The sequence below is a fragment of the uncultured Lentibacter sp. genome, assembly GCF_937123735.1.
Classification (GTDB): Bacteria; Pseudomonadota; Alphaproteobacteria; order Rhodobacterales; family Rhodobacteraceae; genus Lentibacter.
Genome location: NZ_CAKZKL010000007.1, coordinates 89,691 through 110,010, shown reverse-complemented (window position 1 = coordinate 110,010; position 20,320 = coordinate 89,691). Strand labels below are relative to the sequence as shown.

Here is a 20,320-nt window from a genome sequence, read left to right as displayed (position 1 = left end):
CCCGGGGTGGCCTAATCGGTGTTGAGCAGGATCACTTCCACCCGCCGGTTGGCCTCGCGGCCTGCGTCGGTGAGATTGCTGGTGACGGGGGAGAGATAGCCCATGCCCTCGGCTTGCATCTGTGCCGGCGGGACGCCATAGGCGGCAGCCAGCCGCTCCATGACAGCCCCCGCGCGCCGTTTGGAGAGGGCAATATTGCCTTCGAGCGCGCCGGTGGCATCTGTGTGACCGACAAGGACAACCCGGCGGTTGTCATCTGCCAGCAGGAAACCGGCGAGCGTGGCGAGGCTTTCAAAGGGGCCCGCGCCAAGCTGGGCGGCACCGGTTTCAAACGTGAGATCGCCCAGGACCAGATGGCCACGGCTTTCCAACGCACTCTCAAAGCGGGCTGCGCTGAGGCCTTCGCCGCTCAGCGCGGCCTGTGGTGGGCCAAAAGCGCTTTCAGGGCTGGCCAGGAGCGGGGCGCTGGCAGCGGTTTGCAGCGGTTCTGCCCCGTCGGGCAGAACCTGCACGATTTGCACATAGCCCGCCGATGCATCCCGGCTGGCGAGAAGGGTGACAAATTCGGCTGTTTCCTGCGCAGGGCCTTCTGCGCTGGCACCCTTGGGGGCGCTGGCGGGAGGCGGGGCCCGCCGGGCTGTGAGAAAGATGTAGTCAAACAGATCAACAAACATGTCGGGCGCGGCCACCACATCGGTGGCAAAGCGAAAATCAAACCCGCCGCACAGCCTGTCTTGGCATTTGAAGAGGATTTCAAAGCCCGCGCCAGCGAGGCTTTCTTCCAGAGGGGTCAGGATCTGTTGCGGTGTGACGCCCTGTTGCGGGATGCGGTAGGCTTGTTTGGTGACGCGGCCTGTCACGTCAGACACCGGCAGCAGCCCGCCGGAATAGGGCGCGACGGGCGCGGCGTAGCTGCCCTGGTTTTTCACCTGTTCAAAGGTGAGGTTGGCGTTGGATGGCAGCGCAAGCGCCTCGGCCCGAAGCGGGCCGGCGGCAAGGCAGGACAACACCAGAGCGGTGATGCCGGATTTAACGCGACTGTGCGTGATACTCGTCATTGGGGCGCATATCTGTGGCGGAGGCCACCCGGTTTGTCATGTTGTAAAAGCCGGCGACATTGGCGATGTCCCAGATGTCGCGGTCAGAAAAGCCGACAGCGCGCAGGGCCTCGCGGTCGGCCTCCACGATCGTATAGCTGGCCAGCGTGACCTTCTCTGCAAAGGCGAGCATGGCGCTCTGGCGCGCATCGAGATCGGCGGCGCGCCAGTTCATCACCATCATTTCGCCCAGCACAGGGTCGCCCGAGAGCTGGCGCACGGCCTGGCCGTGGGCTGTGAGGCAGTAAAAGCACTTGTTGATGGAGGACACGGCCACCGCGATCATCTCGCGTTCAAGCTTGCTGAGGCCGCTTTGGGCCAGCATCAGGTCATTGTAGAGCGCCGTGAAGGCGTTGAGCTTGTCGATGTCGAAAGCATAGGCTTGCAGCACATTTGGCACGAGGCCGAGCTTGTCCTGACAGATGTCAAAATACTTTTGCGTGGCGTCGGGAAGCGGATCGACCATGGGCAGGTCGAGCGCCGTGGGCTGCTTTCGGGGCATCTTAGGAACCTTCTTTCTTGAGGCGGTAGTGATACTGTCCCACAGATGTCATGCCGAGGGAAGTATAGAGCGCATTGCCGGCCGCATTGGCCTGTGTCACCACCAGCGAGATGTGGCTGGCCCCGTTGCGCGCGGCCCAATGGGCCAGCTCATACATGGCGTATTTGCCCATGTTCTGCTGGCGCTGGTGGGGCAGCACTTCGAGCGCGTGGACCATGGCGACGCCTTTGTGAATGGCGCAGAAGGCGGCGGCAGCGGGGTGATCGTTGAGCCGCCCGATGAGGCCTGTCTTGGGGCCTTTTGCGCGGTGCATCACCGCGATGCGCCCGGCATCAATACCGCCTTTGGCCCAGATGTCGCGCATGATGGCCAGCGGCTCCCAGGCGAGAAGCGCGCAGACGCGTGGAGGGTGTTTGCCTTCAAAGAGCGAGACCGGGGCGACATAGGCTGTGACCGGGTCGTGCACCACATAACCCGCCGCCGCAAGCAGCGCATCGAGCGCCTCGTCGCCTTCGCGGATCATGAAGAGCTTGGGCTGGCCGAGCGCCTCCATGGCCGCTTCGGCCAGCGCCAGCGCGTCAGCCCGGGCGGGCTGACGCGCGGTTGTGGCGCTCACCCTCTGGCCACCGCCAGCGCCTTCTCGGATGCGCCAGGGACCGGTTTCAAAGCTGCGCAAGGCGGGCCATGTGTTGTCGAGCACCTCATAGAGGGTGTGGATATCAGGCAGCGTCATCGGGGAAGATCTCCGCAAGTTCGCACATGGCTTTGTCGAGCAGTGGACCATCGGCGCTGCGCATCACGATATTGGCACCGTAGACGCCATTTTCCTGAAACGGGTAGGAGCCGATGGACAGCGCGGGGTAGCGCGCCGCAAGCTCGGCCAAGGGGCCTGCGATATCGCCTTCGCCGCGGTTGATGCGCAGGCTCTGGCTCAGAAGTGGTGCGCCGCCTGTGAGCTTGGGCAGCACCGATGCGAGCATGGCCTTGAAAACCGATGGCACACCGGCCATCACATGCACATTGCCAAGTGTGAACCCCGGCGCGATGGAGACAGGGTTGTCAATCAGCGTGGCGCCATCGGGGATGCGCGCCATGCGCATGCGCGCAGCGTTGAACTCGCGGCCTGTCTCGGCGTAAAAGGCCGCCAGAAGCGCGCGGGCATCGTCGCGCACGTCAATATGCGCGCCGAAAGCCTCGGCGATACAATCGGCGGTGATGTCATCATGGGTCGGGCCGATGCCGCCGGATGTGAAGACGCTGTCATAGCTTGCGGAAAGTGCCTGCACGGCAGCGACAATGGCGGCGGCATCATCGGAGACGACGCGGACTTCCTTCAGGTCGATCCCCGCTTTGGTGAGCTCGCCTGCGAGGTGGTGCATATTGGCGTCGCGGGTGCGGCCTGAGAGGATTTCGTCACCGATGACGAGCATTGCGGCTGTTGGGTTTGGCATGGGTCTTCCTTGAAGCTGGGTTGGCTTGGGTATAGGCCGTAACCCATGCGCTTTCAAACCCCACTTCAGCCTGCGACACTCTTGCGCCGCTACAAACGCTTTCTGGCCGACATCCGCCTTGAGGACGGGCGCGAGGCGGTGGCGCATTGCGCCAACCCCGGCTCGATGATGGGGCTGGCGGAGGCGGGGATGCGGATCTGGGTGGAACCCAATGACGACCCCAAGAAGAAGCTGAAATACGGCTGGCGGCTGGTGGAGCAGGGGGCGGGGCATTTTATAGGCGTGGACACCGCTGTGCCCAACCGCGCGCTCAAAGCTGCGCTTAAGGCGGGCGAGATTGGCGGGCTGGACTATGCACAGCTGCGTGCGGAAGTGCGCTATGGCGAGAAGAGCCGTGTGGACTTTTTGCTGCAAGGCGGGGCGCGGGATATCTATCTTGAGGTGAAATCTGTCACGCTGATGCGCCAAGCGGGGCTGGCGGAATTTCCGGATTCTGTCACGGCACGCGGTTTGAAACACTTGAACGAGCTCGCCGCCATGGTGGCCCAGGGGCACAGGGCGGTTCTGTTTTTCCTCGTGCAGCGCACGGATGCCGAGGCGGTGGGCGTGGCGGGCGACATTGACCCTGCCTATGCGGCGGGCCTGCGTGCGGCGATGGCGGCAGGTGTTGAGGTGATGGCCTATGATTGTATCATCAGCCCCGAAGAGATCGGCCTTGGCAAGCCTTTGCCCCTGCGGCTCTGACCCAGCGGAGGCGCTGCCGCGCCGCTCTTATTGCGGTGTGTCGAGAGGCGACGTGCACCGCGGCTGTCGTGCCTGTTGAAAGGCAGCGCTTGAGGTATTTTTGACCAGAAGAAGAGGATGGGGCCGCGCAACTAAAGGACGGGGTGGCCCTTGGCTGCGATCCGAATTAAACAGGGTCAATTGATTGGACAGAGATGAGGCAGCCCCGTGGTTGATGCATATAAAGGACCGGTGACCAGAGACGGCATTCGCCTGCACAACGAGGCGGATTTTGCCGGGATGCGCAAGGCGGGGCATTTGGCGGCGGATATTCTGGACCGGATTGCCGAGCATGTTTTTGTCGGCCAGAGCACAGGTGAGATTGACCGGATCATCGAGGCGATGGTCAACGCGGCGGGGGCCACTTCGGCCACGATCGGCTATCGCGGGTATCAACACGCGAGCTGTATTTCGATCAACCATGTGGTTTGCCACGGCATTCCTTCAGACAAGAAGCTCAAGGACGGCGACATTCTCAACATTGATGTGACGGTGATTGTGGATGGCTGGTTTGGCGACACCTCGCGCATGTTTGTGGCCGGAAAGCTGGGGCGCAAGGCGGAGCGGCTTATCGAGGTGACCCATGAGGCGCTGTTCAAGGGGATTGCGGCGGTGAAGCCGGGCAATACCTTTGGCGACATCGGCCATGCGATCCAGAGCTTTGTGGAAGGCCACCGGATGAGCGTGGTGCGAGATTTTTGCGGCCACGGGCTGGGCACGGTGTTTCATGCGCCGCCCAATGTGCTGCATTATGGCCGCGAGGGCACGGGGCCGGTTCTGGAAGAGGGGATGTTTTTCACCATTGAGCCGATGGTGAACCTCGGGCGGCCGGAGACCAAGGTTTTGGCGGATGACTGGACGGCTGTGACGCGCGACAAGTCTCTCAGCGCGCAGTTTGAGCACTCTATCGGGGTGACGGCCACGGGCTGCGAGATATTCACGCTCTCGCCTGCGGGCAAGTTTCACCCGACCTATTAAGGCGCAAGCCGCAGAAGCGTGATGACTGTGCTGCCGTATTTGCGCTGGTCTTGCAGCGTGAAGCCCGAAGGCGGCAGCATGGGCGCGCTTTCTTCCCAGACGATGAGCGCATTTGGCGCCAGCCAGCCTTGCGCGCGGGCGGAGGTGAGGGCCTGTTCGCCCAGCGATTTTCCATAGGGCGGATCGAGAAACACCAGCGTGCAGGGCAGGGGCGCGGGCGGCAGGCTTGTGGCATCGGCGGTGAGCAGGGTGGCGTCTTGTGTGCGGCGGGCTTTGGCGAGGTTTTCACGGATAAGCTTTTGGCCAGTGCGGCCGTTTTCGACATAGCTCACATGGGTCGCGCCGCGCGAGAGCGCCTCAAGGCCGAGCGCGCCTGTGCCTGCGAACAGATCGAGCACGCGCGCGCCTTGGGGCTGGCCGTGATGGGCGAGGATGTTGAACAGGCTTTCGCGCACACGATCAGAGGTGGGGCGCAGATGCGCGGCGCTGTCGCCCTTGCCCACTGTGGCGAGCGCCAGCCCGCGATGTCGCCCCGCGATGATCCTCACGCGCTCATCAGCGCTTTGAGCTCGGTTGCAGGGTCGGCGACAAGTGCGCGCGCGGGCGATTTGCCCGCCTCTATGAGGCGCTTGCCGATCATATAGGCGCGCGGATCGTTGGCGGCATCAACAGCGAGCAGGGTCTCGCCCTGATAATACCAGAAGGACACGGCCCCCGCCTTGTCGCCCGTGCGGGTGACGACGCTGTCATAGCCCGTGTTGAGGCCCGCGATCTGGAGTTTGACATCGTATTGATCGGACCAGAACCACGGCTTGGCGACATAGTCGATGCCTTTGCCCAGCATATTTTGCGCCACGACTTCGGCCTGATCAATCGCGTTGGGCACGCTTTCAAGGCGGATGCGCTGGCCGCGATAGGGGAAGGAGGCGCAATCGCCTGCGGCCCAGATGGCGGGATTGGAGGTGCGCCCCTGTGCGTCTGTCATGATGCCGTTGTCAAGCGTGAGGCCGGCGGCCTCGGCCAGTGCGGTGGCGGGGGCGATGCCGACGCCGACAAGGGCGAAATCGATCTCAAGTGTTGTGCCATCGGAGAGCTCGGCGCCTGTGACGCGGCCTTCGCCGGTGAGGCGGCTCAGGCCCGTGCCTTCGAGGAGTTCAACGCCATGCGCTTCGTGCAGGGCGCGGAAATAGTCGGATGTTTCGGGCGAGGCGACGCGTTGCAGGATGCGCTCGGCCATTTCGACGAGCGTGACCTTAAGCCCCTTTTTGGCGGCCACGGCGGCGGCCTCAAGGCCAATGTAGCCACCGCCGATGATGAGCACATGGCGGCCTTCGGCAAACTCGGGCTCCATCGCATCGACATCGGCAAGGCCGCGCACCACATAGACGCCGTCGAGCGTGCCGCCGATGGCGGCGGGCAAGCGGCGGGGCGTTGAGCCGGTGGTGAGCGCGAGCTGGTCATAGGCCAGGGTTTCGCCATGAACCGTGAGGGTTTTGGCGGCGGGATCAAGCGCGCTAACATGGGCGCCAAGGCGCAGGGTGATGTCTTGATCGGCGTAAAAACTTTCCGGGCGCAGATAGAGGCGCTCAAGCTCCATATCGCCCAGAAGATAGGCCTTGGAGAGCGGCGGGCGCTGGTAGGGCGGGGCTGTCTCTTCGCCAATGAGCGTGATCTGCCCGTCAAAGCCTTCATTGCGCAGCTTGGCCACAAGCGAGGCCCCGGCCTGCCCGGCTCCGACAACGACAATATGCGACATGAGAGTGATCCTTCTGCTGGCCCTTGGCGTAGAGAACCCTATATGCTTTGAAAGCACAAACGCAATCAGGGAGAGATGCGCAGATGACGATTTCAGTAGGAGAGAGCCTGCCAGAGGTGGCGGTGATGACCTTGGGCGCGGATGGCCCTGCGCCTGTGGAGCTGGGCGAGAAGCTCAAGGGGCGCAAGGTTGTGATCTTTGCTGTGCCGGGGGCCTTTACGCCAACCTGCCACAGCGCGCATGTGCCGAGCTTTCTGCGCCAGAAGGATGCGCTGAAAGCCAAGGGTGTGGACGAGATCATCTGCCTTTCGGTCAACGACCCCTGGGTGATGAACGCCTGGGCCGAGGCCACGGGCGCGGCGGGCGAAGGGATTACCATGCTGGCGGATTCCTCGGGTGCGTTCACCAAGGCGATTGGCATGGACTTTGACGCGCCACCCGTGGGCTTTGTCAGCCGCTCGCGCCGCTACGCGCTGATGGCGGAGGATGGTGTGGTGAAGGTGCTGCACGCCGAGGACAGCCCCGGGGAATGTGATATCTCCGGTGGGGAAGCCATGGTTGCGGCGCTCTGAGGCGTTAAAGGCTGTCCATTTTGCGGGCGAGCTTGGCATCCAGAGAGCTGAGGCCGCCCGCATCATGGGTTGTGAGCGTGACAGTCACGCGGTTGTAGACATTGCTCCACTCGGGGTGGTGGTTCCATTTTTCGGCCCAGAGCGCGGCTTGGGCCATAAAGCCGAAGGCCTCGGTAAAATCCTTGAACCTGTAGGTTTTGGTGATGGCGTCGCGAGCGCTGTCTTGCACCCAGCCGTTTTCAAACAGCGGGGCGAGCAGCTGTTCGCGGGCTGTGTCGCTGAGAACTTCGATCAATCCTGTTCCTCCTTGGTGGCGTTTTTGAACGGGCCATAGCCTGTGAGAACGTCTATTTCCTCGCCAATGGCGCGGCGCTCGGCCTGAAGGTAGCGCGCCACGGCATCGGAAAAGCCCTCGTCGGCCAGCCAGTGCAGCGAGTGGCAGACCGTGGGCAGATAGCCGCGCGCGAGCTTGTGCTCGCCCTGCGCCCCGGCTTCGACACGGGGCAGGCCCAGATCGATGGCGGCTTCGATGGCCTGATAGTAGCACAGCTCGAAATGCAGGCAGCGGTGATCTTCCACGCAGCCCCAGTAGCGGCCGAAAAGCGCCTCTTTGCCGATGAAGTTGAGCGCGCCTGCGATGGGGCGGCCCTCACGCTCTGCGAGCACGAGGATCATATCGTCGCGCAGGGTGTCATGGGCGATGTCAAAGAAAGCGCGGGTGAGGTAGGGCGTGCCCCATTTGCGCGCGCCTGTGTCTTGGTAGAACTGCCAGAAGGCGTCCCAGTGATGCGGCGCGATCTGATCGCCCGTGAGGCGGTGGATTGTGCCGCCAAAGCCCTGCGCCTCGGCGCGCTCGCGGCGGATATTCTTGCGCTTGCGCGAGGTGAGCGAGGCGAGGAAATCCTCAAAGCTCTGAAAGCCGCGGTTTTCCCAGTGAAACTGCTGGGTGGTGCGGCGCAAAAGGCCCATGGCCTCGCCTGCGATGGCCTCATCCTCGGTGCAGAAGGTGACGTGCAGCGAGCTGACGCCGTTCTCTGCGGCGGCCTGAATGGCCCCCTGCACAAGCGCGGGCAGGGCGCGGCTCTCGGCGCCTTCGCGGGTGAGAAAGCGGCGGCCTGTGGCGGGGGTAAAGGGCACAGCGATCTGGAATTTGGGGTAATATTGCCCGCCTGCGCGGGCAAAAGCATCGGCCCAGTTGAAATCAAAGATATATTCGCCCTGCGAATGGCTTTTGCCGTAGAGCGGGGCGCAGCCGATCATCTGGCCATGTTCATGGGCCGTGAGATAGAGCGGTTGCCAACCCGTGCCGGGGCCGACAGAGCCGCTCTCTTCCAGTGCCAGCAGGAAGCGGTGGGTTGTGAACGGGTCGAGCGGGCGGGAGCCTGTGGCGCGCGCGCAGGCGTCCCACGCGGCTGGCGGGATGTCGCGCAGCGTGGGGTTGAGGCGTATTTCTATCTGCGCGTCGCTGTCCATCGTCTCTTTCATATTGCGCCGGGCGCCCGCGCTTTCAAGCGGGGAGGTAGCCCTCGAACGTGACGTTATCGGCAAGCTGGCGGGCTTGGGCCTCGGCCTGTTCTGAGCGGATTGTCCAGCACAGCACCGGCACCTTGCGGGCTTTAAGCGCTGCGACATGCGGGCTGGCGAGGTCACTGGCCTGATGGCTGATGAAGCTTGCGCCGGTGCGGGCGAAATCGGGGATCGAGGCAAGCTCGCTGAGCCGCGCGCGGGGGATTGTGGGCCAGTCTTGGGGCGCATAATCGCAGGTGGTGAGGCCACGGGGGAGATGCGGTGCAAGTGCTGCCAGCGCAGCGACGCAATGCGGGTTGAACGACATCAGCGCCACATCGCCTGAATATCCCGCAAGGGCCGCAAGAGTGGCCTCTTCAAGCGCCCCCACATTGGGGCCAAGCGCGCCGTCCTGATCTTTGAGTTCGATCAGCAGGGGCGCACGGCCTCTGACGCGCGCAAGCGTTTCGGCCAGTGTCGGGATGCCTTCGGCCCCGCCGGTGAGGCCGATCTGGCCCAGCTCGGCGGCGCTGCGCTGCGCGAGCGCGCCCTTTTCGCCCGTCAGCCTCTCGAGCGAATAGTCGTGAAAGACCATCGCGACACCATCTTGGGAGAGCTGCAAATCAAGCTCGATGCCGTAGCCGCGCGCGATGGCGGCGTCAAAGCTGGCGAGGCTGTTTTCGGGGATGCCAGCGGCAAGGTCATGCAGCCCGCGATGCGCGATCGGGGCTGCAAGAAAGCTTACGGGCAGGGGCGCTTGCTGCATCACTTGATCTCGAAGATGCCTTCGATTTCAACAGCGACACCGAGCGGCAGGGAGGCCGCCGACACCGCCGAGCGCGCATGGCGGCCGATATCGCCCAGAGCCTCGACCATGAAATCAGAGGCGCCGTTGATGACCTTGGGTTGGTCGGTGTAATCGGCGGTTGAGTTCACAAAGCCGACGAGTTTGACCACGCGCGCGAGGCGGTCCAGATCGCCCTCGCAGGCGGCCTTGAGCTGTGCAAGCAGGCTGAGCGCACAGCTGCGGGCAGCGGCAACCCCCTCTTCTGTGGTCATGGTCTCGCCGAGTTTGCCAAGGATGAGGCCATCGGGGCCATTGGAAATTTGCCCGGAGACATAGACTGTTTTGCCACTGATCACGAAGGGAACATAGTTGGCCGCTGGTGCGGGGGCGTCGGGCAGGGTGATGCCCATATCGTTGAGACGGGTTTCAAGCTGGCTGCTCATGGCTCTCTCCTGATGTTTGAGTCGCCGTGAGGCTAGCCCGAATTGCTGCGGGCCGATACGCCTAAATGCGCGCTTTATTCGCGGAAAGCGGCTTCGAAATAATCCCAGAGCGGTTTGACAAGATAGCCCAAGGGGCTGCGCTCGGATGTCAGGATAAAGGCTTCTGCCGGCATTCCGGGAATGAGGGCTGTGCCCTCCGGCAATTTGGCGCGCTCGCCGGGTTTGAGCGCAATTTCCGCCCGGTAGTATGCGGTGCCGCGGGCCTCGTCACGGAAGGCATCTGCGGAGATCTGGGTGACCTCGCCGTAAAGCTCGGGTGTGCGGCGCTGATCAAGGGCGGAAAAGCGCAGATTGACGCTTTGGCCCCTGTATATCTTGTCAATATGGATGATCGGCACCTCTGCCATGATGATCAGCGGGCGGTCTTGCGGCACGATATAGAGCACCGGCTCGGCGGCGCGGATCACGGCGCGCGGGGTTGTAACGCTCAACCCGTAGATGAGACCGGCGGCGGGGGCCTGGATGGTGCGGCGGGACAGTTTTTCTGAGAGCGCGTTGCGACGCTCGCGCAGTTCGAGCTCACGCACACGCAGGTCGCGCAACTGGGTGATCGCCTCCTCACGCAGCGTGCTGGTGAGTTTGAGCTGCTCGATGTCAAGCTCGGTGATCCGGCCCTCGGCCTGGGCCTTATGGGCGCGCAATTCTCCGATTTGGCCGCGCAGCCGGGCTTCCTCACGGCGCAGCGCCAGCACCCGCGAAGCCTGGGCAAGGCCGCGATCGAGCAGGGCCTGTTGGTTGCTCAGCTCCTCGGCAATCAGGGCAATCTGGGCTTTGAGGGCTTGCGTTTGCGCGGTGATGCCGTGGATTTGGTCGTCAATTTGCTCACGCCGTTTGGCCAGCTGGGCGCGTTCGCTGTGAATGCTCTGCTGGCGGGCGTCAAAGAGCCGGTCTTGTCCGGCGATCAATTCGGCCACCTCCTGGCGCGCCTTGGCGAGGTTTATGAGCTCTTGATCAAAGACGGGGGCGGGCAGGGTGTCACGTTCGGCAAGCAGGCGCGCCCGGCGGGCCATAAGCTCAAAGAGCTGGCTCTCCACGATGCTGCGCTCGGAGGTCAGGGCGCTGCTCTCCAGGGTGATCAGCTTTTGCCCGAGGCGCACGCTTTGCCCTTCGCTGACATTGATTTCGGCCACCACCCCGCCATCAGGGTGCTGCACCACTTGTCGGTTTTGTTCGACTTCAACCCGGCCCGAGGCCACGATTGCTCCGGAGAGATTGCTCAAGACGGCCCAGCTGCCGAAACCACCCAGCAACACCAGAAGCGCAAAAGCGCCCACCAGAAGCGGCATATGCACCGGCCAGTCGCGGCTGAGCGCGGCGCTTTGTGCCCGGTCTTTCTGGGCTGTGGGGGTGTCGGCGGGGCGGCTCATCGCGGCGTGCCCGTGGTGTCCGGCTTGCCGGAGTCAGACAGCGCCGTGTGGTTTTGCACCACCTGTCTGAGGACCTCGTCCTTGGGGCCATAGGCCAGAACGCGGCCCTCTTCGAGCATGAGCAAGCTGTCGCATTCCTCAATGGCGGCGGGGCGGTGGGCCATGATCAGCACGGATTTTCCCGCGCGGCGGACCCCGGCGATGGCGCGGTTGAGCGCCTGGCTGCCGTCATTGTCAAGGTTGGAGTTGGGTTCATCCAGAATGAGCAGCACAGGATCACCATACATGGCGCGGGCCAGCCCGATTCGCTGGATCTGCCCGCCTGACAGCCGCCCGCCATTGGCCGAGACGCGGGTGTCATACCCCTCCGGAAGTTTCACGATCATGGTATGGGCATCTGCGCGCTTGGCCGCGGCGACCACTGCGGCAGGGTCCGGTGTGGGCGACAGACGGGCAATGTTTTCGGCGATGGTGCCCTCAAACAGCTCGACACGCTGGGGCAGATAGCCGATCAGCTGGCCCAGGACGCTTGGGTCGTATTGGTCCAGCGCGGCATTGTCGAGGCGGATCTTCCCGCCAGCGGGGCGCCAGGCGCCTGTGAGGGCGCGCGCCAACGAGGATTTCCCGGCCCCGGATTTGCCAATCACCCCGACAGCCTGACCGGGCTGCACCGTGAAGGACACCATCTTGAGCGCCGCCTGAGAGTCGCCGGGCGGGACAACGGTGAGCTGGCTCACCTCCAGCAAGGCCTGCGGCCGCGGCAAGGGCAGGCGCGGCGTTTCCGGCGGGATCTGGGAGAGCAGCTGTGCCAGCGTTTGCCAGCCTTTGCGCGCGCGGGCAAACAGCGGCCATTGGCTGATGCTCAGTTCGACCGGTGCAAGGGCGCGCCCCATCAGGATCGAACCAGCGATCATGGCCCCGGCTGTCAGCTCGCCCTGGAGCACGAGATAGGCCCCAAGCCCCAGCATGGCCGATTGCAAGAGCAAGCGAAACGCCTTGCCCGCCGTGGTGAAGCTGCCGCCCATATCTGCGGCGTGCAAATGCGCGCGCAGCGCACTGGCGCGGGCTGTCTGCCAGCGTTCAAAGGCCGCGTCGCGCATCCCCATGGCTTGGATCATTTCGGCTTCGGCGCGCATCTGCTCAGACAGGAGTTCGGCCTCTGAAGCCGCCTGGTTGGCATGATTGAGCGGCTGGCGGGTGGCAAAGAGGTTGATCAGCGTGATGCTCACAAGGATCGCCCCGCCCACAAGCGCAAGCCCGCCAAGCCAAGGGTGAAACAGGAAGATCCCGAAGACAAAAAGCGGGGTAAAGGGCAAATCAAACAGGGCCATCAGCGCAGGCGATGTCAGCAGCCGCTGGACGGCTTCCAGATCGCGCAGGGCGAGGGCGGTCTCATCTTGCAGGCCAAGGGCGTTTTTGCGGATGACGGCATCAAACACCCGCTTGTCCAGGCGCGCCTGAAACCTTGCACCAACCCGCGCCATGATCCGCCCGCGGGCATAATCCAACAGCGCCATCATGGCGTAAAGAAAAACGACCAGAGCCGTCAGGGCGATGAGTGTGGCCTCCGAGCGCGACCCGAGCACACGGTCATAGACTTGCAACATGTAGAGCGGGCCGGTGAGCATCAGCAGGTTGACAAAAAAGCTGAACAGGCCCGCGGCCCAGTAGAGAGCACGCGACTCGCGCCGAGCGCGTCGCAGTTCTTGAAGCCCTTGTTGTGGATTTGGCGCTTTCATGCCTGCTTCATAAAATTGTTACCTGATTAAACCGTTAAATCGCATGAGATATGGCCGATTTGCCCTGTCGCCCTGTTTCCAATCGGCCACATATCCGCAATAACCCTCATAGAAGCTTGGGCTTGTGGCCGCAATGGCATAGATGTGCGGCGCAGGGTTTTGGAGAATACTGTGCGAAATACTGTGCGAAATAATGTTGTGATCTCTTTGTCTGTTCTGGCTGTCGTGACGGCTGTTGGCGGGTGCACACGCCCGGGCCCGGCCCAGGATTTGGCCCAACCGTTTGACCCCTACGAAAAAACCAACCGCGCCAACCATGCCTTGAACCGTGCTGTGGACCGCGCTCTGCTGCGCCCGGCCGGAAAAGGCTATGTGGCGGTTATTCCGCAGCCTGTGCAGGCGGGTGTGAGCAATTTTGCGGCCAATCTTGCTTTGCCCGGGGCGATTGCGAATACCCTGTTGCAAGGCCGCTTGGGAGAGGCGGGCCAAAACAGCCTGCGCTTTGCGTTAAACAGCACAATCGGGATCGGTGGGCTGTTTGATGCGTCCAGCCAGTTCGGCCTGTATGAGGCAGACGCCGATTTTGGCGAAACGCTGGCTGTGTGGGGCGCCGAGGAGGGGGCCTATATCGAGCTGCCCCTTTTGGGCCCGTCAACCGAGCGTGACGCGGTGGGCAAGCTTGTTGATCTGTTCACCAACCCGCTGAGCTACATGGTGCAAAGCCCGGAGAAATATTATGGCACGGCGGCCTCTGTTGCCTCGCGTCTGGGGGATCGTGGGGCCTATGCCGATGCGATTGACTCTGTGCTTTATAACAGTGCTGACAGCTATGCGCAGCTGCGCATGATCTATCTGCAAAACCGCCGATTTGAGCTGGGAGAAGCCGCACCGGACACCGGCGTGGACCCGTTTGCTCTTGATACAGAAGGATTTTGACCCATGCTGGCTATGACTCGCCGCCGCTTTGGAGCGCTTTCGGGCGTGGCTGCACTGGTTGCTGGGGCTGTGCCGACGGTCTCTTTGGCCCTGTCCGATGGCGAGGCCCGCGCGCTGGTTGACAGGCTGGTGGCCGAAATCAACCGGGTGATCGGCTCGGGCAAGTCAGAACGCGCGATGTATCAGGAGTTTGAGCGCATTTTTGCGCGCTACTCGGACAGCTCGTATATTGCGGCCTACACGCTTGGCAACGACGGGCGTCGTGCAACGGCGGCCCAGAAAAAGGCCTATTCGGCGGCTTTTGAAACCTATGTGGCGCATAAATACGGCCGCCGCTTTCGCGAGTTTGCGGGCGGGCGGCTGGAAGTGAGCGGGGTGAAGGCGGTCAAGAAGTGGTTTGAGGTCAGCGCTGTGGCTTATCTCAATGGCCAGGCGCCATTTGATGTGACTTTTCTTGTGTCAAACCGCTCGGGCAGCAACAAGTTTTTCAACCTTTATATCGAGGGGATCAACATGCTGCTCACAGAACGCACCGAGATCGGCGCGATGCTGGACAGGCGGCGGGGCGATATTGATGCGCTGATCGCAGATTTGCGGGCAGCGGTGTGACGGGCAGATGCCGTGGGCTTGGCTCTGCGGCGAGATGTTGAGGATGGTATGCGTAAGAGTTTGAGCGCTGTGTTGGCGGCCGCAAGCCTTGTTGCGGCTTTTTGGGCTGCGCCCCTGGCAGCTCAGGCTGGCTGTGGCGGCGCGTTTGACGCCTTTGTCAGGGGGCTGAAACAGGAAGCGCGCAGCAAAGGCTATTCTGCCCAGACAGCAGAGCGCTTTTTTGCGTCCGTGCAGCGTGACAAGAAAGTGCTTCAGGCCGACCGGGCGCAGGGTGTGTTCCAGCTGGATTTCACGCGTTTTTCAAATAGGCTCATTTCGCAGGGGCGGTTGCAAACCGGTCAGCGCAACAGCACCCGCTATGATAATCTCTTTGCGCGGATGGAACGGGAGTTTGGGGTGAGCCGGGGGGTGCTGTTGGCCTTCTGGGCGTTTGAAACCGATTTCGGTGCCTTTCAGGGCAATTTCAACACGCTCAATGCTTTGGTGAGCTTGGCACATGATTGCCGCAGGCCCGCGCTGTTCAGGCCACAAATTTTTGCGGCCCTCAAGCTCTACACGCAAGGCGATTTCAGCCCCAGGCAGACAACCGGCGCTTGGGCGGGTGAGATCGGCATGGTGCAGATGCTGCCACAGGATATTCTGGACAACGGGGTGGACGGCGACGGCGACGGGCATGTGCGGCTCAAGACATCGGCGGCGGATGCGCTTTTGAGCGGGGCCAAGATGCTGCGGCATCTGGGCTGGCGCGCGGGCGAGCCCTGGTTGCAGGAAGTGGCTGTGCCGGAAGAGATGGATTGGTCAAAATCAGGGCTGCGCACCCAGATGAAAGCGTCAAGCTGGGCCAAGTTGGGGGTGACGCCACGCCACGGCAAGCTGGCGGGGAACCTGCCTGCCTCGCTCATTTTGCCGCAGGGGCGCAAGGGACCGGCCTTTTTGGCCTATCCGAATTTTCGCGTTTATTTCGAGTGGAACCAGAGCTTTACCTATGTGCTCGCCGCAGCCTATTTTGCCAACCGTTTGGAGGGCGCGCCAGCGTTTGCGCCGGGCAATCCGGAGCCGGGCCTGACGGGGGCCGATATGAAGGCCTTGCAAACAAAGCTCGCGCGCAAGGGCTATGATGTGGGCAAGATTGACGGCATCCTTGGTGCGGGCACGCGTGCGGCTGTGCAGGACATGCAACAGCGCCTCGGGCTGCCGGCTGACGCGTGGCCCACGCGCCAGCTTCTCAACCAGCTTTAGCTTGCGGCGGCAAAGCCTGCGTCAAGCGCTGTGAGGAGTGTCGCGACATCGGCATCTGTTAGCACGAGGGGCGGGGAGAGGATGATGTTTGGCCCCGAGACCCGCACCATCGCGCCGTTTTGATAGGTGACTTCTTGGATGGTGCCGATAGTGCCTTTGCCGATGGGGGTTTTGGTCGCGCGGTCTGAGACAAGCTCCAGCGCGCACATGAGGCCGTGGCCGCCGCGCACATCGCCGATCAGCGCGTATTTGTCCTGAAGCGCTTGCAGGCCGGCAAAAAGCTCGGCGCCGCGCGCGGCGGCATTTTCATTGACCTTGAGGCGCTTTGTTTCGGCCAGACAGGCCAGCGCGGCGGCTGCGCCGACAGGGTGGCCCGAGTAGGTATAGCCGTGGCCGATGGCGGCCCTGCCTGTCGTGTCCTGCTCAAACACCTGCACCACCTCGTCGGCGATCATCACCGCGCCGAAGGGGAAGTAGCCATTGGTGATGGCTTTGGCGGTGCACATGAAATCAGGCTTCACGCCCCAGTGGCGGGAGCCTGACCAAGAGCCTGTGCGGCCAAAGGCCGTGATGACCTCATCGGCGATGAGCAGGATGCCGTTGCGGGTGCAGATCTCGCGCACACCGGGCATGAAGCTTTCGTGCGGCGGAATGACCCCGCCTGCGCCGAGCACCGGCTCCATGATAAAGGCAGCGATTGTGCCTGCGCCCTGAAAGGCGATCTCGTCTTCCAGAGCGGAGAGGCAGAGTTGGGCAAGCTTCTCCGGATCGGTTTCGTTGAAGGGGTTGCGGTATGTGTAGGGGGCGGGGATGTGAAAACAGCCCGCCATCAGCGGCTCGTAGGCCGTGCGGAAATTGGCGTTGCCGTTCACGGAAGCGCCGCCGAAATGGGTGCCGTGATAGCCTTTTTTGAGGCTCAGGAACTTGGTGCGCGCCGGCTCGCCCTTGACCTTGTGGTATTGCCGCGCGAGGCGCAGGGCGGTTTCAACGGAGTCAGAGCCGCCCGAAGTGTAGAACGCACGGGTGAGGCCGTCAGGCTCAAAGAAGTCGCACAGCTCTTCGGACAGCTCGATCACCGCGTCATTTGTTGTGCCGCGGAAGGTGGAGTAATAGGGCAGCTGCTCCAGCTGGGCTGAAATGGCGTCTTTGATCGGCTGGCAGGAGAAGCCGAGGTTGACGTTCCACAGCCCGCCGACACCATCGACAACCTTGTGACCATCGACATCCGTGATGCTCACGCCTGCGGCCCCAGTAACGATTGTGGGCGGATTGGCGAGGCTGTCGGCGGGGTGGGCCATCGGATGCCAGAGCGAGCGGGCGTTTTTTTCCTTGAGGAAATTGCTGTCTTTCATGGGGCTGTCCTTTCAAGATCGAGGAGGCGCAGGGCCTCTGAATAGCTTTGGGCAGGGGTCATCACGTCAAACGCCACCGCAGGCAGGCCGATGGCTTCGGCCCCGCGAATGTTGCGCATCTGGTCATCCACAAAGACACAGGCGCTTGCGGGCAGGGCGAGGGCCTCCAGAACGGCTTCGTATGCGCGGGGATCGGGTTTGAGGATGCCCGTGTAGGTGGCGTCGATGATCACTTCGAAATCGGCCAGGAAGGGCAGCTTGCTGCGAAAATCTGCGCCATAAAAGAGATCCAGCTCGTTGGAGAGGATCGCAAGGCGGATGCCGGCGACTTTGCAGGCTGCGATGGCGTCGCGAAACTCGGGGCGGATCACCGCGTCAGGTTCGGCTCCACGGGCGGCGCGCACGAACTGGCTCATCTCGGTCCAGTCCTCGCCAATGAGCTGGCCGACTTCCTTGGTGCGGGCCTGCCAATAGGCGCGCTCTGTGATTTCGTCGGCCTGCATGGCCTGCCAGAGCGGGTCTGTCTGCGGCGCAAACGGGCCTTGCCATGTGAGGCTGCCAACGGGCAGGCCGAGGGCCTTCTCGCTCAGATCATGGGTCTCAAAAAGCGTGCGGGAAATCACGCCGCCAAAATCGAGGATGAGGGCGCGGTCTTTCATTCTGCGGCGTCCTTTCGGGCGTAGTCTGTGGGCAGAAAGCCCCCCATGAGCCGCGTGAGGCGGGGTGCGGCTTCAAGGAGCGCGTTGCGAATGAGGCTGCGCAGCTCGGGCGTCATCCTTGCGGCGGGGGCCGCGATGGCGAGCGCTCCGATACAAGCCTGATTGGCATCAAACAGGGGCGCGGCGTGGGTGTGCACATCGGTTTCAAAGGCGCTGAGCGCTTCGGCAAACCCGCTGGTGCGCACATCGGCGAGCTTGGCTTGCAGCAGCTTTGCATCGGTGATCGTGCTGTCAGTGTAGCTTTTGAGCGCAGTGGCCAGAGCGGCCTTCTGGAACGCCGGATCGGAATAGGCGAGCACAACATGCCCCGAGCTTGTGGCATGGAGCGGCAGGATTTCGGCATCTTCCATCGTGACTTGCAGGCCATGTTGGTGGGCATAGGCGTAGGTGATGGTGCTGAGCACCTCTCCTTGCAGGAATGAGGCATGTGCTGTTTCGCCAGTGCGGGCGGCAAGATCATCCACGACGCTCTGGGCCAGATCACGGCGCGGCACCGTCGCTTCGCGCAGCGCCGCAAGCCGTAAAAGTGCTGGACCAAGGCGGTATTCGCGCCCCGTTCCGCTCTGCTCGACGAATCCTTCGGCCTGCAACTCGTTGAGCATACGGTGCACCGTTGCCTTGTTCATTCGCGATAGCCGCGCCATTTCGCTCAGCCCGATCAGGCTGCGCGAACGGCTGAAAAAACCGAGCAATGACAGAGCTTTGGAGACCGTTCCCATGTTTTCCTCTTGAAGCCTGAAGAGAGGCTGTTGGACGCGCGACGTGACCTGCGCTTCATTCACTTGTTAAAGGTGTTGACAGACTCGGCACGGCTCTGTCAATCTGTTTTAGAACCAATGGTTCATATAGTGAACCGATAAGAACAGGGAGACGACAATGTTTGGAAACAAGATTCTCGGTGGCGCGCTGGCGCTCACGATGGCGGCGATGGGCGGTGCAGCGCTGGCCGACTACCCCGAAAAACCCGTGAGCTTTATTGTGCCTTGGCCTCCGGGTGACCTTGAGGATGTGCTGACACGGATGATCGCCGAAGACTTTCAGGCGGAATACGGTGTTTCGGCTGCTGTGGTGAACAAGCCCGGCGGCGGCGGCGGGCCTTTCCCCGGTGCGATTGAAGTGGCCCAAGCGCCTGCGGATGGCTACACCATCGGCTCTTTCGTGATCGGCGTGCCTGTTGTGGGGCATCAGATTGGCATCGACGAGCTGACGCCTGAGAAGTTTGACCCGCTGGGTATTTTCCTGACCTACCCCTTCGTCATCGCGACGAGCAAGGATGCGCCCTATTCTACGATGGACGAGTTGGCAGCCTATGCGCAAAACAACGATGTGGCGCTGGGCCACTTTGGCGACCCGCTGACACCAACGCAGGTGACAAAGGCGATGGCTGTGAACAAGGGCTTCTCCTGGGGCAGTGACGCAGCCTTTGATGCGCTGGATTGCAACACGCTGGCCTCGGGGGATGCGGATGTCATCAACACCACATTGCAGCTCATCCTGCCCTGCCTGGATGATGTGAAAGTGCTTGTCTCCATCACCGACGAGCGTATCAGCCTTGTGCCTGACGCACCGACAGCGGGCGAAGTTGACCCCGATCTGAACATCGCGCTTTGGAACGGCTTATTTGTGCACAAAGACACGCCGGCAGATGTGCGTGAAAAGATCATTGCTGTGGCGCAGAAAACTGTGATGAGTGCGCGGGCGCAGGCTGTGGCCAAGGAGACCGGAGCGCTGGTCTACTGGCAGGGCGCAGAGGATGCGGCAGCCCGTGTGGCGCGCAACATCGAGACTGTTGGCAAGATCCAGGGTCTTCTGGAGTAACCCCAAAAATCTGGGCTGGGCGCATGTTTCGCCCAGCCTTTCTGTGTCTGGAGCAGGGATATGAGCAAAGACCGCAGTGAAGAAATCCGCCGCTTCAACGGGCCTCTGCGGGGGCAGGCGTTGTTTGCGGTTGTTTTTGTGGTCGCGGCTGTCTTGCTGCTAAGCCAGCTCCCCTCTGAGACCAAATGGGCCAAGGGCACAAAACTCTTTGCCCAGCCGCGTTTCTGGCCGGCTGTCTCGGTGGTGGGGATGGTTGTCTTTGGCGGATTGCATCTGTGGAAGCTGCCACGGCGGGGCTTTCAGCGCGTCGACATGATTGAATGGAAGCTCTGGTTCTTTGCCATTGAATATGTGCTCTGGTTTCTGGGCTATGTGCTGCTTGTGCCGATCTTTGGCTATCTGCCCATGACGGTGTTGCTGATGGTGTCCTTGAGCTACCGGCTTGGCTATCGCGGGCGGTTCATGCTCTGGGTGGCGGCGCTGTTCGGGGTGGCTGTGGTGGTTCTGTTCAAGGGCTTTTTGAGTGTCAAAATCCCCGGTGGTGCGCTCTATGAATATCTTCCCGGCGCGGTGCGCTCGTTTTTCATTCTGAATTTCTGAGGCGCT

23 protein-coding genes are annotated in these 20,320 nt (G+C 62.4%); 8 read left to right on the top strand and 15 right to left on the bottom strand.

Translation table 11 applies throughout. The annotated features are described in order from the left end of the window. Positions 1 to 11: 11 nt before the first annotated feature. The 4 genes from Q0478_RS01625 to Q0478_RS01610 are packed head-to-tail and all read right to left on the bottom strand — an operon-like array spanning position 12 to position 3,050. A complete protein-coding gene (locus Q0478_RS01625) occupies positions 12 to 1,058 on the bottom strand; it encodes an OmpA family protein (RefSeq protein ID WP_298675490.1) in 1,047 nt (348 codons plus the stop codon). Further along, positions 1,030 to 1,599: a peroxidase-related enzyme gene (locus Q0478_RS01620; protein ID WP_298675488.1), complete on the bottom strand. Its 570-nt coding sequence runs from the start codon at positions 1,597 to 1,599 to the stop codon at positions 1,030 to 1,032. Before Q0478_RS01620 ends, Q0478_RS01625 begins: the two co-directional genes overlap by 29 nt. A 1-nt stretch (position 1,600) precedes the next feature. Further along, positions 1,601 to 2,332 (bottom strand): GNAT family N-acetyltransferase, encoded by a 732-nt coding sequence (locus Q0478_RS01615; RefSeq protein ID WP_298675486.1) that lies wholly within the window; start codon positions 2,330 to 2,332, stop codon positions 1,601 to 1,603. Beyond that, positions 2,319 to 3,050, bottom strand: a complete 732-nt coding sequence (locus tag Q0478_RS01610) for a molybdopterin-binding protein (protein ID WP_298675484.1) — start codon at positions 3,048 to 3,050, stop codon at positions 2,319 to 2,321. The genes Q0478_RS01615 and Q0478_RS01610 overlap by 14 nt, the downstream gene beginning before the upstream one ends. A gap of 45 nt (positions 3,051 to 3,095) precedes the next feature. Here Q0478_RS01610 and sfsA point away from each other — a divergent pair, with 45 nt between their 5' ends. Together sfsA and map are read left to right on the top strand one after the other, a co-directional pair. Beyond that, the gene (gene sfsA, locus Q0478_RS01605; protein ID WP_298675482.1) at positions 3,096 to 3,794 is read left to right on the top strand and encodes a DNA/RNA nuclease SfsA; all 699 of its coding nucleotides are present in this window, start codon (positions 3,096 to 3,098) and stop codon (positions 3,792 to 3,794) included. Positions 3,795 to 4,001: 207 nt separating this feature from the next. Then, the gene (gene map / locus Q0478_RS01600; RefSeq protein ID WP_298675480.1) at positions 4,002 to 4,811 is read left to right on the top strand and encodes a type I methionyl aminopeptidase; all 810 of its coding nucleotides are present in this window, start codon (positions 4,002 to 4,004) and stop codon (positions 4,809 to 4,811) included. On the opposite strand, the gene rsmD is transcribed toward map, so the two are convergent. Next, the gene (gene rsmD / locus Q0478_RS01595; protein WP_298675478.1) at positions 4,808 to 5,359 is read right to left on the bottom strand and encodes a 16S rRNA (guanine(966)-N(2))-methyltransferase RsmD; all 552 of its coding nucleotides are present in this window, start codon (positions 5,357 to 5,359) and stop codon (positions 4,808 to 4,810) included. The genes map and rsmD overlap by 4 nt on opposite strands. Next, positions 5,356 to 6,567 carry an FAD-dependent oxidoreductase gene (locus tag Q0478_RS01590; protein WP_298675476.1) on the bottom strand — a complete coding sequence of 404 codons (1,212 nt, stop codon included), beginning with the start codon at positions 6,565 to 6,567 and terminating at the stop codon, positions 5,356 to 5,358. Before Q0478_RS01590 ends, rsmD begins: the two co-directional genes overlap by 4 nt. A gap of 83 nt (positions 6,568 to 6,650) precedes the next feature. Here Q0478_RS01590 and Q0478_RS01585 point away from each other — a divergent pair, with 83 nt between their 5' ends. Then, positions 6,651 to 7,139 (top strand): peroxiredoxin, encoded by a 489-nt coding sequence (locus tag Q0478_RS01585; protein WP_298675474.1) that lies wholly within the window; start codon positions 6,651 to 6,653, stop codon positions 7,137 to 7,139. A gap of 4 nt (positions 7,140 to 7,143) precedes the next feature. Here the strand turns inward: Q0478_RS01585 and Q0478_RS01580 are convergent, their stop codons facing one another. The 6 genes from Q0478_RS01580 to Q0478_RS01555 all read right to left on the bottom strand — a co-directional run bounded on the left by Q0478_RS01580 (position 7,144) and on the right by Q0478_RS01555 (position 13,041). Beyond that, positions 7,144 to 7,434 carry a 4a-hydroxytetrahydrobiopterin dehydratase gene (locus Q0478_RS01580; protein ID WP_298675471.1) on the bottom strand — a complete coding sequence of 97 codons (291 nt, stop codon included), beginning with the start codon at positions 7,432 to 7,434 and terminating at the stop codon, positions 7,144 to 7,146. Further along, entirely contained in the window at positions 7,431 to 8,612 is a 1,182-nt protein-coding gene (locus Q0478_RS01575; RefSeq protein ID WP_298675598.1) for a GNAT family N-acetyltransferase, read from the bottom strand. Before Q0478_RS01575 ends, Q0478_RS01580 begins: the two co-directional genes overlap by 4 nt. 34 nt (positions 8,613 to 8,646) lie before the next feature. Further along, positions 8,647 to 9,411, bottom strand: coding sequence for a glycerophosphodiester phosphodiesterase family protein (locus Q0478_RS01570; protein WP_298675468.1), 765 nt, complete (start codon positions 9,409 to 9,411; stop codon positions 8,647 to 8,649). Then, positions 9,411 to 9,875, bottom strand: coding sequence for a RidA family protein (locus Q0478_RS01565; protein WP_298675466.1), 465 nt, complete (start codon positions 9,873 to 9,875; stop codon positions 9,411 to 9,413). The genes Q0478_RS01570 and Q0478_RS01565 overlap by 1 nt, the downstream gene beginning before the upstream one ends. Before the next feature lie 74 nt (positions 9,876 to 9,949). After that, complete coding sequence (locus Q0478_RS01560) at positions 9,950 to 11,221, bottom strand: HlyD family type I secretion periplasmic adaptor subunit (protein WP_298675597.1); 1,272 nt, start codon at positions 11,219 to 11,221, stop codon at positions 9,950 to 9,952. A gap of 77 nt (positions 11,222 to 11,298) precedes the next feature. Next, positions 11,299 to 13,041: a type I secretion system permease/ATPase gene (locus Q0478_RS01555; RefSeq protein ID WP_298675463.1), complete on the bottom strand. Its 1,743-nt coding sequence runs from the start codon at positions 13,039 to 13,041 to the stop codon at positions 11,299 to 11,301. A gap of 171 nt (positions 13,042 to 13,212) precedes the next feature. Between Q0478_RS01555 and Q0478_RS01550 the strand changes: the two genes are divergently transcribed. Genes Q0478_RS01550 through Q0478_RS01540 form a run of 3 tightly spaced genes read left to right on the top strand, consistent with a single transcriptional unit; the run spans position 13,213 to position 15,825 of the window. After that, positions 13,213 to 13,977, top strand: a complete 765-nt coding sequence (locus Q0478_RS01550) for a VacJ family lipoprotein (RefSeq protein ID WP_298675460.1) — start codon at positions 13,213 to 13,215, stop codon at positions 13,975 to 13,977. Between the two features lie 12 nt (positions 13,978 to 13,989). Beyond that, positions 13,990 to 14,586, top strand: coding sequence for a phospholipid-binding protein MlaC (locus Q0478_RS01545; RefSeq protein WP_298675595.1), 597 nt, complete (start codon positions 13,990 to 13,992; stop codon positions 14,584 to 14,586). A 48-nt stretch (positions 14,587 to 14,634) separates the two neighbouring features. Beyond that, positions 14,635 to 15,825, top strand: a complete 1,191-nt coding sequence (locus tag Q0478_RS01540) for a lytic murein transglycosylase (RefSeq protein WP_298675457.1) — start codon at positions 14,635 to 14,637, stop codon at positions 15,823 to 15,825. Here the strand turns inward: Q0478_RS01540 and Q0478_RS01535 are convergent. The 3 genes from Q0478_RS01535 to Q0478_RS01525 are packed head-to-tail and all read right to left on the bottom strand — an operon-like array spanning position 15,822 to position 18,615. Further along, positions 15,822 to 17,177 carry an aspartate aminotransferase family protein gene (locus tag Q0478_RS01535; protein ID WP_298675455.1) on the bottom strand — a complete coding sequence of 452 codons (1,356 nt, stop codon included), beginning with the start codon at positions 17,175 to 17,177 and terminating at the stop codon, positions 15,822 to 15,824. The genes Q0478_RS01540 and Q0478_RS01535 overlap by 4 nt on opposite strands. Next, entirely contained in the window at positions 17,174 to 17,836 is a 663-nt protein-coding gene (locus tag Q0478_RS01530; RefSeq protein ID WP_298675452.1) for an HAD-IA family hydrolase, read from the bottom strand. The genes Q0478_RS01535 and Q0478_RS01530 overlap by 4 nt, the downstream gene beginning before the upstream one ends. Next, the gene (locus Q0478_RS01525) at positions 17,833 to 18,615 is read right to left on the bottom strand and encodes an IclR family transcriptional regulator (protein WP_298675449.1); all 783 of its coding nucleotides are present in this window, start codon (positions 18,613 to 18,615) and stop codon (positions 17,833 to 17,835) included. Before Q0478_RS01525 ends, Q0478_RS01530 begins: the two co-directional genes overlap by 4 nt. 157 nt (positions 18,616 to 18,772) lie before the next feature. Between Q0478_RS01525 and Q0478_RS01520 the strand changes: the two genes are divergently transcribed. Next, positions 18,773 to 19,714 carry a tripartite tricarboxylate transporter substrate-binding protein gene (locus tag Q0478_RS01520; RefSeq protein WP_298675447.1) on the top strand — a complete coding sequence of 314 codons (942 nt, stop codon included), beginning with the start codon at positions 18,773 to 18,775 and terminating at the stop codon, positions 19,712 to 19,714. A gap of 60 nt (positions 19,715 to 19,774) precedes the next feature. Further along, a complete protein-coding gene (locus Q0478_RS01515; RefSeq protein WP_298675444.1) occupies positions 19,775 to 20,314 on the top strand; it encodes a tripartite tricarboxylate transporter TctB family protein in 540 nt (179 codons plus the stop codon). Positions 20,315 to 20,320: the final 6 nt, after the last annotated feature.

Excerpts from the sequence above, each read along its gene's own strand:
- Q0478_RS01625 (WP_298675490.1), bottom strand. The coding sequence starts at position 1,058 with ATGACGAGTATCACGCACAGTCGCGTTAAATCCGGCATCACCGCTCTG.
- Q0478_RS01620 (WP_298675488.1), bottom strand. The coding sequence starts at position 1,599 with ATGCCCCGAAAGCAGCCCACGGCGCTCGACCTGCCCATGGTCGATCCG.
- Q0478_RS01615 (WP_298675486.1), bottom strand. The coding sequence starts at position 2,332 with ATGACGCTGCCTGATATCCACACCCTCTATGAGGTGCTCGACAACACA.
- Q0478_RS01610 (WP_298675484.1), bottom strand. The coding sequence starts at position 3,050 with ATGCCAAACCCAACAGCCGCAATGCTCGTCATCGGTGACGAAATCCTC.
- sfsA (WP_298675482.1), top strand. The coding sequence starts at position 3,096 with ATGCGCTTTCAAACCCCACTTCAGCCTGCGACACTCTTGCGCCGCTAC.
- Q0478_RS01590 (WP_298675476.1), bottom strand. The coding sequence starts at position 6,567 with ATGTCGCATATTGTCGTTGTCGGAGCCGGGCAGGCCGGGGCCTCGCTT.
- Q0478_RS01585 (WP_298675474.1), top strand. The coding sequence starts at position 6,651 with ATGACGATTTCAGTAGGAGAGAGCCTGCCAGAGGTGGCGGTGATGACC.
- Q0478_RS01575 (WP_298675598.1), bottom strand. The coding sequence starts at position 8,612 with ATGGACAGCGACGCGCAGATAGAAATACGCCTCAACCCCACGCTGCGC.
- Q0478_RS01570 (WP_298675468.1), bottom strand. The coding sequence starts at position 9,411 with ATGCAGCAAGCGCCCCTGCCCGTAAGCTTTCTTGCAGCCCCGATCGCG.
- Q0478_RS01565 (WP_298675466.1), bottom strand. The coding sequence starts at position 9,875 with ATGAGCAGCCAGCTTGAAACCCGTCTCAACGATATGGGCATCACCCTG.
- Q0478_RS01560 (WP_298675597.1), bottom strand. The coding sequence starts at position 11,221 with ATGCCGCTTCTGGTGGGCGCTTTTGCGCTTCTGGTGTTGCTGGGTGGT.
- Q0478_RS01555 (WP_298675463.1), bottom strand. The coding sequence starts at position 13,041 with ATGAAAGCGCCAAATCCACAACAAGGGCTTCAAGAACTGCGACGCGCT.
- Q0478_RS01545 (WP_298675595.1), top strand. The coding sequence starts at position 13,990 with ATGACTCGCCGCCGCTTTGGAGCGCTTTCGGGCGTGGCTGCACTGGTT.
- Q0478_RS01540 (WP_298675457.1), top strand. The coding sequence starts at position 14,635 with ATGCGTAAGAGTTTGAGCGCTGTGTTGGCGGCCGCAAGCCTTGTTGCG.
- Q0478_RS01535 (WP_298675455.1), bottom strand. The coding sequence starts at position 17,177 with ATGAAAGACAGCAATTTCCTCAAGGAAAAAAACGCCCGCTCGCTCTGG.
- Q0478_RS01530 (WP_298675452.1), bottom strand. The coding sequence starts at position 17,836 with ATGAAAGACCGCGCCCTCATCCTCGATTTTGGCGGCGTGATTTCCCGC.
- Q0478_RS01525 (WP_298675449.1), bottom strand. The coding sequence starts at position 18,615 with ATGGGAACGGTCTCCAAAGCTCTGTCATTGCTCGGTTTTTTCAGCCGT.
- Q0478_RS01520 (WP_298675447.1), top strand. The coding sequence starts at position 18,773 with ATGTTTGGAAACAAGATTCTCGGTGGCGCGCTGGCGCTCACGATGGCG.
- Q0478_RS01515 (WP_298675444.1), top strand. The coding sequence starts at position 19,775 with ATGAGCAAAGACCGCAGTGAAGAAATCCGCCGCTTCAACGGGCCTCTG.